We start from the raw sequence: 13,274 nt of genomic DNA, 5'->3' as shown, positions 1-13,274 counted from the left end.
CAGAGCGGCGGCATGAACCCGTCGCGCGCGCCCGCTCCCTCGTCCGAAAGTCCCTCCGCATGAGCGGTCACCGATCCGATGTGCTGATCGTCGGCTCCGGCGCGGCGGGGCTGACCGCCGCGCTCAACTTGGCCGAGCGGTTCCGGGTCACGGTGCTGGCCAAGGGCGCGCTGAACGAGGGCTCGACCGCCTGGGCGCAGGGCGGCATCGCAGCGGTGCTGGAGCCGGGCGACACGTTCGACAGCCATATCGAGGACACGATGGTCGCGGGCGCGGGCCTGAACGACCGCGCCACGGTCGAGTTCGTGGTCGAGCGCGCGCCCGCCGCGATCGAGCGGCTGCGCAAACTGGGCGTCCCCTTCGCGATGGAGGGCGATGCGCTCCACCTGACGCGCGAGGGCGGCCATTCGCATCGCCGCATCGTCCATGTCGCCGACGCCACCGGCTGGGCGGTGCAGGAGGCCCTGCAACGCGCGGCCGAGGCGCATCCCAACATCACCCTGGTGCCCGATCAGGTCGCGATCGACCTGGCGACCAGCCGGCACGAAGAGCGCTATTCGGGCGCGGGCCATGTCTGGGGCGTCTATGCGGTCGACCGGCGCAGCGGCCGGGTCGCGCTCTACACCGCGCGCGCCACCATCCTGGCGACCGGTGGCGCGGGGCGCACCTATCTCTTCTCCACCGCGCCGCGCGGCGCGACCGGCGACGGCATCGCCATGGCGTGGCGGGCCGGCGCGCGCGTGTCGAACATGGAGTTCATGCAGTTCCATCCGACCTGCCTCTACGATCTCGACGTGAAGAACTTTCTCATCACCGAGGCGGTGCGCGGCGAGGGCGGGCACCTGCTGCTACCGCAGGGCGTGCCCGGCGGGGGCGAGCGGTTCATGCCCCGCTTCGACGCGCGCGCCGAACTGGCCCCGCGCGACATCGTGGCGCGCGCGATCGACCATGAGATCAAGCGGCTGGGGCTGGATTACGTCCATCTCGACATCAGCCACCAGCCGGCCGACTTCGTCCGCTCCCACTTCCCGACCATCTATGACAAGCTGCTGGGCCTGGGCATCGACATGACGCGCGCCCCGATCCCGGTGGTGCCGGCGCAGCATTACACCTGTGGCGGCATCGTCGTGGACCGCGACGGGCGCACCGACCTGCCCGGCCTCTATGCGGCGGGCGAGTGCACGCAATCCGGGCTGCACGGCGCCAACCGGCTGGCGTCCAACTCGCTGCTCGAATGTTTCGTGTACGGCGAATCGGCCGCCGCGCACATCGCGCAGGCCTGGGACGATCTGCCCCCGCCGCCGCTGATCCGCGCCTGGGACGAGAGCCGGGTGACCGATTCGGACGAAGAGGTCGTGATCAAGCAGAACTGGACCGAGATCCGCCGTTTCATGTGGAATTATGTCGGCATCGTCCGCACCACCAAGCGGCTCCAGCGCGCCGCCAGCCGCATCCGCCTGATGACCGAGGAAGTGGCGGATTATTACGGCCATTTCCGCGTCACGCCCGACCTGATCGAGCTGCGCAACCTGCTCCAGAGCGCCGACCTGATCGTCCGCTCGGCGCTCCATCGCAAGGAGAGCCGAGGCCTTCACTATACGCTCGACTATCCCGAGATGCTGCCCGAGGCGAGGGACACGATCCTGGTGCCGTGAGGTCGGCGGAGACGGCCCCCTTTGAACCGCGCAGACCGCCCGGCCTCGTGCTCCAGCGTCGATCCTCCGCCCGCCGCGCCCCCGTCCCGTTTCGTCGCAGGACGGGAAAAGCCCCTTTTCCCCCGCCCGCCAGCCTATAATGATCAGGCACGGCGGTGGTGGATCTTCTCAAGCGCATGACTTTTCCAAGGGCATTGGCCCTGTTGGCCCTGATCGGCGGCGCGGTGGCCGCCTGCGGTTCCGGCACGCGTCCGGGCGGCAGCAGCCGTGCGCCGTCGCGCGAGGAACAGGTGTCCGTCTCCATCCCGATGCCGCCGCCGACGCCGCGCCGCGCCGCGGCCAATCGCCCGCGCGAATTGCAGGCCCGGATCGATTCGATCGCCGCCGGCTTCAAGGGCCGGTTCGGCATCGCCATCCGCGCGGTCGACGATGGCTGGACGGTCGAGCACACCGCCCGCCAGCGCCTGCCCCAGCAATCCGTGTCGAAGCTGTGGGTGGCGATGACCGTGCTCGACCAGCGCGACCAGGGACGGGTGCGGCTGGACGATCCGATCGTCGTGCGGCCCGAGGACCTGACGCTGTTCCACCAGCCGATCGCCTTTCTGGTCAAGGCGGGCGGGTACAAGACGACGGTCGGCGGGCTGCTGACCCGCGCGCTGACGCAGAGCGACAATACCGCCAACGACCGGCTGCTGACCCTGGTCGGCGGCCCGTCGGCGGTCCGGCGGATGATTCAGGCCAAGCGGCTGGGCGAGATCCGCTTCGGCCCCGGCGAGCGGCAGTTGCAGGCGGGCACCGCCGGGCTGACCTGGCAGCCGGCCTATGCGATCGGCAACGCCTTCCAGATCGCGCGGTCGCGCCTGTCGCCCGATGCGCGCAAGGCGGCGCTCGACCGCTATGTCGCCGACCCGCCGGACGGGGCCGCACCACTCGCCATCGCCGATGCGCTCGCCCGGCTGGCGCGCGGCGAGATCCTGTCGGAGACCTCGACGCGCATCCTGCTCGACACCATGGCCAGTTCGGTGACCGGCCGCGCCCGCCTGCGCGCCGCCTTGCCGCCGGGATGGAAGATCGCGCACAAGACCGGCACCGGTCAGGATCTCGGCGCGCGCAATGCCGGCTTCAACGATGTCGGGCTGCTCACCGCGCCGGACGGCCGGCGTTATGCGCTGGCGGTGATGATCGGCGATTCGACCCGGCCGATCCGCGAACGCCAGATGCTGATCCAGGCCGCCGCCGCCGCGCTCACCCAATATGTCCAGGCGCATCCGTCAAATGCGGCCGGACTCAATAGCTTGCAATAAGGCGCTCCCCGCCCGCGCCGGAGTTTGCTAGGCCCGATCGCGATGCCTCATCTCTATCTCGTCGACGGCTCCGGCTATATCTTCCGCGCCTATCACCGGCTGCCGCCGCTCACCAACAAGCATGGCGAGCCGGTCGGCGCGGTCTATGGCTATACGACCATGTTGTGGAAGCTGGTCGACGAGGTGAACGCCGCCGACGGCCCGACCCATATGGCCATCGTGCTGGACAAGTCGTCCAAGACGTTCCGCAACGAACTCTACGACCAGTATAAGGCGCATCGGCCGCCGCCGCCCGAGGATCTGGTCCCGCAATTCCCGATGATCCGTGACGCCACCCGCGCCTTCTCGCTGCCCTGCATCGAGGAAGCGGGGCTGGAGGCGGACGACCTGATCGCCTGCTACGCCCGCGCCGCGCTGGCCGAGGGCTGGCAGGTGACGATCGTGTCGGGCGACAAGGACCTGATGCAGCTGGTCGAGGATGGCAGCCTCGACATGCTGGACACGATGAACAACCGCCGGCTGGGCGAGGCGTATGTCGAGGAGAAGTTCGGCGTCGGCCCGAAGAAGCTGGGCGACGTGCTGGCGCTGATGGGCGACAGCGTCGACAATGTCCCCGGCGTCCCCGGCATCGGACCCAAGACCGCCGCCAAGCTGATCGTCGAGCATGGCGATCTCGAATCCGTCCTCGCCGCCGCGCCCGAGATGAAGAAGGGCAAGCTGCGCGACAATCTGATCGACCATGCCGACAATGCCCGGCTGTCGAAGCGGCTGGTGACGCTGGAGTGCAACGCGCCGCTGCCGACGCCGCTGGAGGAACTGGCGCTGCATCCGTCGATCCCGGATGCGCCGCTCCGCGCGTTCCTGGAGCATCACGGCTTCCGCTCGCTGATCAACAAGCTGGGCCAGATCGCCGACGCCCCGGCCGCGCCCGCCGCCGGTCCGGCGACCGATGCGCCGATCCCGGACGAGCCGGCCTGCGACCTGGACGGCTATGTCACCGTGCAGGATCTCGACACGCTCGACCAGTGGATCGCCGAGGCGGTGCACCAGGGCCATGTCGCGATCGATACCGAGACCAGCTCGACCGACGCGACCCAGGCGGCGCTGGTCGGCGTCAGCCTGGCGCTCGCCCCCAACCGCGCCTGCTATGTCCCGCTCGGCCATGGCGGCAGCGACCTGCTGGCCGAGGTGCCGGTGCAGATCCCGGTCGACGCGGCGCTGGAGCGGATCAAGGCGCTGTGCGAGAACGAGTCCGTCCTCAAGATCGGGCAGAATCTGAAGTTCGACATGATCGTGCTGGGCGAGCGCGGCATCGCCGTGGCGCCGCATGACGACACGATCGTGATGAGCTTCGACCTGGATGCGGGCCTGCACGGGCACGGCATGGACGAACTGGCCGCGACGCACCTGTCGCACAGCTGCCTCGCCTTCAAGGAGGTGGTCGGCACCGGCAAGAAGCAGCTCGGCTTCCACGAGGTCGATCTGAAGACCGCGACCCGCTACGCCGCCGAGGATGCGGACGTGACGCTGCGGCTGTGGAACCGGTTCAAGGCGCGGCTGCCGGTGGAGGGCGCGACCCGCGTCTACCAGATGGTCGACCGGCCGCTGGTGCCGGTGATCGCGCGGATGGAGCGGCACGGCATCAAGGTCGATCGCGCCCGCCTCGCCGCCTTGTCGGAGGAGTTCTCGGGCAAGATCGCCGGGCTGGAGACGGAGATCCACACGCTGGCCGGCGGCCCCTTCACCATCGGCAGCCCCAAGCAGCTGGGCGACGTGCTGTTCGAGCGGCTGGGGCTGAAGGGCGGGCGCAAGGGCAAGTCGGGCGTTTACTCGACCGACGTGACCGAGCTGGAGCGGCTGGCCCGGGAAAAGGGCGAGGGCAGCGCCATCGTCCACAAGGTGCTCGACTGGCGCCAGCTCACCAAGCTGAAGAACACCTATACCGACGCGCTCCAGGCGCAGATCAACCCGAAGACCGGCCGCGTCCATACCAGCTACAGCCTGACCGGCGCGCAGACCGGGCGCCTGTCCTCGACCGAACCCAATCTCCAGAACATCCCGATCCGCACCGAGATCGGCCGCCAGATCCGCGAGGCGTTCGTGGCGGAGCCGGGCAACGTGCTGCTCGCCGCCGACTATTCGCAGATCGAATTGCGGCTGGCCGCGCATATGGCCGATGTGCCGGCGCTGAAGGCGGCCTTCGCCAATGGCGACGACATCCACAGCCTGACCGCGACCGAATTGTTCGGCGAGGTCAATCGCGACACCCGCGCACGCGCCAAGACGATCAACTTCGCCATCCTCTACGGCATCAGCCGCTGGGGCCTGGCGGGACGGCTGGAAGTGTCGGCGGACGAGGCGCAGGCGATGATCGACCGCTATTTCGAGCGCTTCCCCGGCATCAACCGCTATATGGCGGAGACGCTGACCCAGGTCCGCGACCATGGCTTCACCGAGACGCTGTTCGGCCGCAAGACGCATTTCCCGCGCATCAAGTCGAAGAACCAGGGCGAGCGCCAGGGGGCGGAACGCGCCGCGATCAACGCGCCGATCCAGGGGACCAGCGCCGACATCATCAAGCGGGCGATGGTGCGGATGGAGCCGGCGCTGGCGGCGGCGGGCCTGGGCCATGTCCGGATGCTGCTCCAAGTGCATGACGAACTGGTGTTCGAACTGCCCGAGGCGGACGTGGCGGCGGCCGGCGCGGTCATCCGCGAGGTGATGGAGCGCGCGGCCGAGCCGGCGGTGACGCTCAGCGTGCCGCTGGGCGTCGAGATCGGCACGGGCCTGTCCTGGGGCGCGGCGCATTGAGCGCGGCCCGACGCTGATGGCCGATCCTCAGGATATCGACGCGCTCGCCAAGGGCGGGCGGACCAATGTCGCGGGTTTCATCCTGCGGCTAGCGGCGCGCATCCCGTTCCTGTTCATCGCCGGCCGCCTCTACGGCCCCGACCTGGTCGGGCGCTTCGCCATCGCGGTGGTCGTGGTGGAGCTGGCGGCGCTGCTCGCGACGCTCGGCATGAAGCGCGGCCTGGCGCAGGCGCTGGCTGCGACCGACCGGCCGCACGTGCATGTCGTGTGGGACGCGATGGCGCTGGCGCTGGTCGCCTCGCTGATCGCCAGCGCGGTGCTATGGACCTTTCCGCAGCTCCTCTATCCCAATTCGCCGATCGTCGGGCTGGACCGCTGGCTGCCGCTGATCGTGATCGCCATCGCCTGGTCCGACGTCAGCCTGGCCGCACTGGCCTATCGGCTGAACGTCAAGGCGGCGGTGACGGCGCGCGCGGTGGTGGAGCCGTGGACGATCTCGGGCGCGGCCTGGATCTTCTCCTTCGTCACGACGCGAGACGGGCTGGTCCTGTCCTATGTCGCGTCGATGTCGGCGGCGCTGCTCGCCTCGATCGTGCCGTTCCTGCGCAGCTACGGCCTGCCGCATGGCTGGCGGCCGCAGCTCGGCCGGCTCGCCCGGCTGGCGCGCGCCAATGCGCCGCTGGCCGGGGCGGACGCGCTGGAATGGGGCAGCCGCAACGTCGATCGCTTCATCCTGGGGCTGGTTTTCACCCCCGGCATCGTCGGCATCTATTACATGGCGCAGCAGGTCGCCTCGCTGCCGCAGAAGCTGAAGACCAGTTTCGACCCCGTGCTGGGTCCGGTCATCACCCGCGCGTTGGCGATCGGCGATCGCGCAGCGGTGGCGCGCCAGGTGCGCCAGGTCGCCTTCTGGATCATCGCCGCCCAGGGTTGCCTGGCGCTGACCGGATCGATCCCGGGCGAGGCGGTGATGGGCATCGTCGGCCCGCAATTCGTCGCGGGCACCGCCTCCCTCGCCTTCCTCTTGTTCGCGGAGGTGTTCGCCTCGACCGGCGCGGTGTGCGAGTCGGCGCTGGTCTACACCGCGCGGCATCGCAACCTGGCGATCTCGGTGGTGATGCTGGTCGTGCAGATCGGGCTGAGCTTCGGCTTCATCTTCCTGATGCGCGCGCTCGACTGGCCGGCGACATGGCAGGCGGCAGGGCCGGCGGTGGCGCTGATGACCAGCGTGGGGCTGACCTCGCTGATCAAGGCGCGGCTGCTCCGCCGCATCCTGTCCGCGCCCGTCTCGCCCTTCCGCTGGCCGATCCTGTGGGCGGCGGGTGCGGCGACGGTGGTCGGCGGCGCCTTCACCCTGTTGCCGCGCCGGCTGGAATGGGCGGAACTGCTGTTCGGCGTGCCGGCGATCGCGGGCCTTTATCTGTTCATCCTGTGGCGCTACGCCTTCGGTCCGGCGGACCGGACGCTGTTCGGCAGCGTGCCGTCGGGCGACGATGCGACCCTGCCCAATGTCGGTGCGCCGATACGCTGACGGAACGACCTGGGGGGCTGGTGCGTAGCCTGATCCGCATCAACCAACAGGAAATGGAATAGAATGAAGAAGATCGCACTCCTGCTGCCCGTCGCGGCAGCGCTGGCGCTGTCGGCCTGCGGTGGCAAGGGCGACGACAAGCTCGGCGACCGGGTCGAGCAGGCCGCCGACAATCGCGCCGACGCGCTGGAGGCGCAGGCCGACAATCTGGAGGATCAGGCCAAGGCCGTGCGCAAGAGCGGCGAACGGCAGGAAGACGCGATCGACGCCGCCGACGTCAATGCGCAGGCGATGAGCGAGAGCCAGAAGGACGCGCTGATCAACGGCAGCGAGAAGCTGCGCTGATCGTGACGTGGCGGCGGGACGTCCCGCCGCCACGGCCCGTGCTCCTGCGGACGCAGGCGCACGGGACCGGCCATCAATGGCGGAAGTGGCGCATCCCGGTGAAGACCATCGCCAGCCCGGCCGCATCGGCCGCCGCGATCACTTCCTCGTCGCGGATCGAGCCGCCCGGCTGGATCACCGCCGTCGCCCCTGCCTCGACCGCCGCGAGCAGTCCGTCGGCAAAGGGGAAGAAGGCGTCCGACGCCACCGCCGAGCCGATCGTGCGCGGCTCCGCCCAGCCCGCCTTGTCGGCGGCATCCTTGGCCTTCCACGCGGCGATGCGCGCCGACTCCAGCCGGTTCATCTGGCCCGCGCCGATGCCCGCGGTGGAATTTCCCTTGGCATAGACGATCGCGTTCGACTTGACGTGCTTGGCGACCGTCCAGGCGAAGCGGCAATCCGCCAGTTCCTGCGCGGTCGGCGCGCGCTTGGTCACCACCTTCAGCATCTCGTCGGTCAGCCGGCCGCCGTCGCGCGACTGGAGCAGCAGCCCGCCAGCGATCGACTTCAGCGCCAGGCCCGGACGCTCCGGATCGGGGAGTTCGCCCGACAGCAGCAGGCGCAGGTTCTTCTTGCGCGCGAACACCGCCTTGGCCGCGTCGCTGGCGTCGGGCGCGACCACCACCTCGGTGAAGATGCCGGAGATCGCCTCCGCCGTCTCTTCGTCCAGCGGACAGTTGCAGGCGATGATGCCGCCGAACGCCGACACCGTGTCGCAGGCGAAGGCGGCCTTGTACGCCTCCAGCAGCGTGTCGGCGGTGGCGACGCCGCAGGGGTTGGCATGCTTGACGATCACCACGGTCGGCGGGCCGTCGCGGAACTCGCTGACCAGCTCCAGCGCGGCGTCCGCGTCGTTCAGATTGTTGTAGGACAGCGCCTTGCCCTGCAACTGCTCGGCCTGGGCGATGCCGCGACCATGGGGCCCGCGCGGCATGTAGAGCGCCGCCGACTGGTGCGGATTCTCGCCATAGCGCAGTTCGTCGGCATGGCGGGTATAGGCCATGGGCAGCGTCTGGGGGAAATGCTCGCCCTGGTCGGCAAAGGCGAACCATTGCGCGATCGCCGCGTCATAGGCGGCGGTGGCGGCGAAGGCGCGGGCGGCCAGCCGCTTGCGCGTGGCATGCGTCGTGCCGCCGGCGGCGATCTCCGCGATCACGACCGGATAGTCGGTCGGGTCGGTGACCATCGCGACATAGCCATGGTTCTTGGCGGCGGAGCGGACCATCGCCGGGCCGCCGATATCGATATTCTCGATCACCTCGTCGCGCTCCGCGCCGCGCAGCACCGTCGCCTCGAACGGGTAGAGGTTGACGACGACCAGGTCGATCGCGCCGATGCCGTGATCCTGCATCGAGGCGGCATGGCCGGCATCGTCGCGCACCGCGAGCAGGCCGCCATGCACCTTGGGGTGCAGCGTCTTGACGCGGCCGTCCATCATCTCCGGAAAGCCGGTCAGCTCCGACACGTCCATCACGGTCAGCCCCGCATCGCGCAGCGCCTTGGCGGTGCCGCCGGTCGACACCAGCTCGACGCCATGCTGGCTCAGCGCCTGGGCGAAGTCGACGATGCCGGTCTTGTCGGAAACCGACAGCAGCGCGCGGCGGACGGCGACGATGTCGGGGGCGGGAACGGCGACAGGGGTCATGGAATATCCTCGGGGGGATGGGGAAAGGAACGGTTGCGGCGGCCTTACACGCTAGGAACGGCCGCACCCAAGCCCCCGCGATCCGATTTTATACCGGGATCGTCGCCCCGGTCCGGATCACGCCGCCCGCTTCATCACCCAGCTGACATGGGCGCCGCCGCCGGTGGCCTGGCCGACGATCACGAGCTGGCGGATACCGACCGGCCGGCCCTGCCCGTCGATCCACAGGCTGTCGTCGATCGACAGCGTGCCGCCCTTGCAGCGGAACTGCCAGATCGCGCCATTCGCGGTGCGCAGCATCACCGCCGGCCCCTCCGCCGCCGGCGTCGCCTCCACCCCCGGCCCCAGATGGAAGCGGAGCGTGAAGGCGGTGTCGGCGCCGGGCCGGCGCTTGCCCGCCGGCAGCAAGGCGTCCTCGCCGCGCAGCTCGCGCCCGTCGCCGGTCAGCAGCAACTGGCGGCGATGGAGGAAGCCCCAGCGCGCGGCATAGCCGTCATGGCTCGCCTCGATCCGGCTCGCCCCCTCGGATTCCTGGCGCGACAGCTCGACCTCGGTGACGCCGCGCCCCAGCGTGCCGTCGGAAAGGATGGCGGTGGAGTTGCTGTCGGCCAAGGTCAGCGTCGAATGCGCGGCGGTGGTGCGCAGCCCCTCCGCCAGACCGCCGGGCAGTTGCACGACATGGTCGCGCGCGCCGCCGCAATTGACCACCAGCCGGTCCGGCCCGTCGGAGAATTCGAACGCCAGCGTCGAGGCGCAGCCCCCCGCCGCCAGCCGCGCGATCGGCGGCGGGGCGGCGTCGACGATCAGCACCGCCCCCGCCGCCGCCAGCCGCTGATAGCCCCAGTCGCGCGACTGGCGCAGCGGCCGGGTGCGGATGCAGCTCGCCTCGATCACCGCGGCGACATGCGCCTCGGTCGAGGGGCCGCCGCCCTGCCAGCAGGACAGGGTACGGTCGCCATGCATCACGCCGAGCAGCGCCGGCACCATCCGCGACAGGGCGGCGCGCATCAGCTCGGGCGGCTCCAGCCCGCGCGCCTCGTAACAGGCGCGGACCATGCCGAGCAGCATCACCGCCTCCAGCAGGTCGGCCGGGCCGCGCGACACCACGCCGCCATCGCCGAAGGTGCCGCTGGCCAGCGCGCGGGCCAGCCCCCGCTCGCCAAAGGCCCGGCGTTGCTCGCCGCCGGGGATCAGCAGCCCGGCGGCGATGATGCCGCTCCACGCCGCGATCCGGCCGGTCCCCGCCACCGCCTTGTCGGCCCAGCGGTCCAGATGCCGCGCCCCCCGCGCCAGGGTGTTGAGCAGCTGCGCCCGGTACACCACGTCGGTCGACGACAGGATCAGCGGCGCGTGCGCCGTCCAGAACAGGATGCGCCGCCCCCACAGCGCCGGCGACCAGGCGGGATCGGCCGGCTTGTCGGCATGGCGCGCCAGCCAGCGGCTCATCAGCGCCTCCGCCACCGGCACGCCCTGCGACAGCGAACCGGCCATCGCCAGGTCGCGCAACCAGTCGAAGCCGTGCAGATACTGGTCGAACCCCGGCGTCCAGTCGGGCTTGGCGAGGTCCAGCCGCGCCAGGTCGCGCGCCTCGCCCAGATAATTGATCTGCCCGGCCAGCATCGCCTTGCCGCGCGCCACGTCGCCGGGAATCGGGTCGATCGGCACCGCCACCAGCCGCACTGGCTGGCGGCCGTTCAGCCGCAGGCCGTGGAGCGGCGCCGCCCAGGTGAAGGACCGCAACCGTTCCGCCACCCGCTCCGCCAGCGACGGGGTGCCGCCCCCGGCGGCGCGGACTAGGCGCTTGCCCTCCTCCACCCCGTCGATCGGCACGTCATCGCTGGAACGCGGCCGGAGCATCGCGTCGAACGCGGGCCGTTTCACCCGGCGCGCAGCGCCGCGATATTGGCGGCATATTGGCTCGGCCCGCCCCGGAAGGCGGCGGTGCCCGCGACCAGCGCATCGGCCCCGGCGGCGATGCAGCGCGGCGCATGGACCGGATCGACGCCGCCATCCACCTCCAGGTCGATGTCGCGGCCGGTGGCGTCGATCATCGCGCGGATCGCGGCGATCTTGCCGAGCTGGCTGTCGATGAAATGCTGCCCGCCGAACCCCGGATTGACGCTCATCACCAGCACCAGGTCGACCAGGTCGATCAGATAGTCGAGCGTGTCGACCGGCGTCGCCGGGCAGAGCACCACGCCGGCGCGCTTGCCCAGCGCCTTGATCGTCTGCACCGTGCGATGGACGTGCGGCCCCGCCTCCGGATGGACGGTGATGCAGTCGGCCCCGGCCTCGGCGAACGCCTCCAGATAGGGGTCGACCGGCGCGATCATCAGGTGGACGTCGAACGGCTTGGTCGTGACCGGCCGGATCGCCTTCACGATCGCCGGCCCCATGCTGATGTTCGGCACGAAATGGCCGTCCATCACGTCGATATGGATCCAGTCCGCGCCGGCCGCGTCGATCGCGCGGACCTCCTCGCCCAACCGGGCGAAGTCGGCGGACAGGATGGACGGGGCGATGCGGACGGGACGGGGGGCGCGGGTCGACATGGCGGCCCTGTTAGCGAACGCCGGAGCCCGACGAAAGCGTGCGCGTCAGCTGCGCGATGAAGAAGCCGTCCATCCGCCCCCGATCCGCCAGCATCGCCGGGCCGGTGCGCAGCCAGCCGCGCGGATCGGCCGCCACATCCTCCGGCAACGCCGCCGGCGCGGGCGGGACCAGCGCGTAGTCGCTGCGCGATTCGAGGAACGCGGCCAGCTGCCGCTCCCCCTCCGCCGGCTCCAGCGAGCAGGTGGCATAGACCAGGGTGCCGCCCGGCTTCACCCAGTCGGCGGCGCGGGCGAGCAGCTTGCCCTGCATCTCCGCCATCTCGGCGATGACCGAGGGGCGGACGCGGTAGAGCACGTCGGGATGGCGGCGGAAGATGCCGGTCGCGCTGCACGGCGCGTCGAGCAGCACCACGTCGGCGGGCGCGGGCGGCGTCCAGTCGAGCAGGTCGGCGCGCACCACCTCGGCGGACAGGCCGGTGCGGTCGAGATTGTCCGAAAGTCGCGCCAGACGACTTTCCGACTGGTCGACCGCCGTGACCCGCCAGCCGGCGGCAGCGAGTTGCAGCGTCTTGCCGCCGGGCGCGGCGCACAGGTCGAGCAGCGTGCCCTCCCCCGTGCCGATCAGCCTGGCGGGCAGCGAGGCGGCGATGTCCTGCACCCACCAGGCCCCCTCCTTGAAGCCCGGCAGGTCGGGGATCGGCGCGTGATCCGGGCCCAGCCGGACATGGCCGGGGGCGAGGCTGACGCCGTCCAGCCGCTCCGCCCAGTCCGCCGTCGCGGCGGGATCGCGCAGCGACAGGTCGACCGGCGGCGGCGCGGCGATCGCGGCCTCCGCCGCCTCGACCATCGCCATGCCCCAGTGCATCTCCCACCGCGCCGCCGCCGAATCGGGCAGGCGCGCGACCTCCGGCAGGGTCACGCCCTGGCGCATCAGCGTGCCAAACACGCCATGGACCAGCTTGCGCGGGCCGCCATCGACCAGCGGCAGCACCGTCGCGATCGCGGCATGCGGCGGCGTGCCCAGCCCCAGCACCTGCGCCAGCGCGATGCGCAGCGCGAACCGCGCCTTGGCATCGTCGGGCAGGCGCTGGCGCGTCGCGCTGTCGATCAGCGCGTCGAGATCGGGCAGGCGGCGCAGCGTCTCCGCCGCGATGGCATGGGCCAGGCCCCGGTCCGGCCCGCCGGGCAGCGCGCGGGTGGCATAGGCCAGCGCCGATTCGAGCGGCTCGCCCCGGCGCAGCACCGCGTCGAGCAGGCGCAGCGACGCGCGGCGGGTGGCGGTGCCCAGCGGATCGGGCTGGCGTGGGGAAGCGGGCGGTTTCGGCATGATCGTGAAGCAACCGTTCTTGGAATAAGCGGGCCTCGCGCCCGGTGGACCGCGACCCTATATGG

The 13,274-nt window shown here is 70.8% G+C and carries 9 protein-coding genes; 5 read left to right on the top strand and 4 right to left on the bottom strand.

Annotation, left to right across the window (positions count from 1 at the left end):
* Positions 1-59 precede the first annotated feature (59 nt).
* The 5 genes from nadB to QE452_RS16600 all read left to right on the top strand — a co-directional run bounded on the left by nadB (position 60) and on the right by QE452_RS16600 (position 7,646).
* On the top strand, positions 60-1,655 hold the full coding sequence (gene nadB / locus QE452_RS16620; RefSeq protein ID WP_309659182.1) for an L-aspartate oxidase: 1,596 nt from the start codon (positions 60-62) through the stop codon (positions 1,653-1,655).
* Between the two features lie 176 nt (positions 1,656-1,831).
* On the top strand, positions 1,832-2,959 hold the full coding sequence (bla, locus tag QE452_RS16615; RefSeq protein ID WP_309659183.1) for a class A beta-lactamase: 1,128 nt from the start codon (positions 1,832-1,834) through the stop codon (positions 2,957-2,959).
* A gap of 42 nt (positions 2,960-3,001) precedes the next feature.
* On the top strand, positions 3,002-5,770 hold the full coding sequence (gene polA, locus QE452_RS16610; protein WP_309659184.1) for a DNA polymerase I: 2,769 nt from the start codon (positions 3,002-3,004) through the stop codon (positions 5,768-5,770).
* Between the two features lie 16 nt (positions 5,771-5,786).
* Positions 5,787-7,301, top strand: coding sequence for a lipopolysaccharide biosynthesis protein (locus tag QE452_RS16605; RefSeq protein ID WP_309659185.1), 1,515 nt, complete (start codon positions 5,787-5,789; stop codon positions 7,299-7,301).
* 63 nt (positions 7,302-7,364) lie between these two features.
* Positions 7,365-7,646 (top strand): hypothetical protein, encoded by a 282-nt coding sequence (locus QE452_RS16600; protein ID WP_125994500.1) that lies wholly within the window; start codon positions 7,365-7,367, stop codon positions 7,644-7,646.
* A 73-nt stretch (positions 7,647-7,719) separates the two neighbouring features.
* Here the strand turns inward: QE452_RS16600 and purH are convergent, their stop codons facing one another.
* The 4 genes from purH to QE452_RS16580 form a co-directional block, all read right to left on the bottom strand.
* Positions 7,720-9,330 (bottom strand): bifunctional phosphoribosylaminoimidazolecarboxamide formyltransferase/IMP cyclohydrolase, encoded by a 1,611-nt coding sequence (purH, locus tag QE452_RS16595; RefSeq protein WP_309659186.1) that lies wholly within the window; start codon positions 9,328-9,330, stop codon positions 7,720-7,722.
* Positions 9,331-9,447: 117 nt separating this feature from the next.
* Positions 9,448-11,187: a heparinase II/III family protein gene (locus QE452_RS16590; protein WP_309659412.1), complete on the bottom strand. Its 1,740-nt coding sequence runs from the start codon at positions 11,185-11,187 to the stop codon at positions 9,448-9,450.
* Between the two features lie 20 nt (positions 11,188-11,207).
* Positions 11,208-11,882, bottom strand: a complete 675-nt coding sequence (gene rpe / locus QE452_RS16585; protein ID WP_309659187.1) for a ribulose-phosphate 3-epimerase — start codon at positions 11,880-11,882, stop codon at positions 11,208-11,210.
* A 10-nt stretch (positions 11,883-11,892) separates the two neighbouring features.
* Positions 11,893-13,209, bottom strand: coding sequence for an RsmB/NOP family class I SAM-dependent RNA methyltransferase (locus QE452_RS16580; protein ID WP_309659188.1), 1,317 nt, complete (start codon positions 13,207-13,209; stop codon positions 11,893-11,895).
* Positions 13,210-13,274: the final 65 nt, after the last annotated feature.

It is taken from the genome of Sphingomonas sp. SORGH_AS_0438 (genome assembly GCF_031453475.1).
Classification (GTDB): Bacteria; Pseudomonadota; Alphaproteobacteria; order Sphingomonadales; family Sphingomonadaceae; genus Sphingomonas.
The sequence above is the reverse complement of the archived record's forward strand: the minus strand, read 5'-3'. Positions and strand labels throughout refer to the sequence as shown.

Bases quoted from the DNA above. Each gene is read 5' to 3' on its own strand.
- rpe (WP_309659187.1), bottom strand. From the start codon at position 11,882: ATGTCGACCCGCGCCCCCCGTCCCGTCCGCATCGCCCCGTCCATCCTG.
- QE452_RS16605 (WP_309659185.1), top strand. From the start codon at position 5,787: ATGGCCGATCCTCAGGATATCGACGCGCTCGCCAAGGGCGGGCGGACC.
- polA (WP_309659184.1), top strand. From the start codon at position 3,002: ATGCCTCATCTCTATCTCGTCGACGGCTCCGGCTATATCTTCCGCGCC.
- purH (WP_309659186.1), bottom strand. From the start codon at position 9,330: ATGACCCCTGTCGCCGTTCCCGCCCCCGACATCGTCGCCGTCCGCCGC.
- nadB (WP_309659182.1), top strand. From the start codon at position 60: ATGAGCGGTCACCGATCCGATGTGCTGATCGTCGGCTCCGGCGCGGCG.
- QE452_RS16580 (WP_309659188.1), bottom strand. From the start codon at position 13,209: ATGCCGAAACCGCCCGCTTCCCCACGCCAGCCCGATCCGCTGGGCACC.
- bla (WP_309659183.1), top strand. From the start codon at position 1,832: ATGACTTTTCCAAGGGCATTGGCCCTGTTGGCCCTGATCGGCGGCGCG.
- QE452_RS16590 (WP_309659412.1), bottom strand. From the start codon at position 11,187: ATGCTCCGGCCGCGTTCCAGCGATGACGTGCCGATCGACGGGGTGGAG.
- QE452_RS16600 (WP_125994500.1), top strand. From the start codon at position 7,365: ATGAAGAAGATCGCACTCCTGCTGCCCGTCGCGGCAGCGCTGGCGCTG.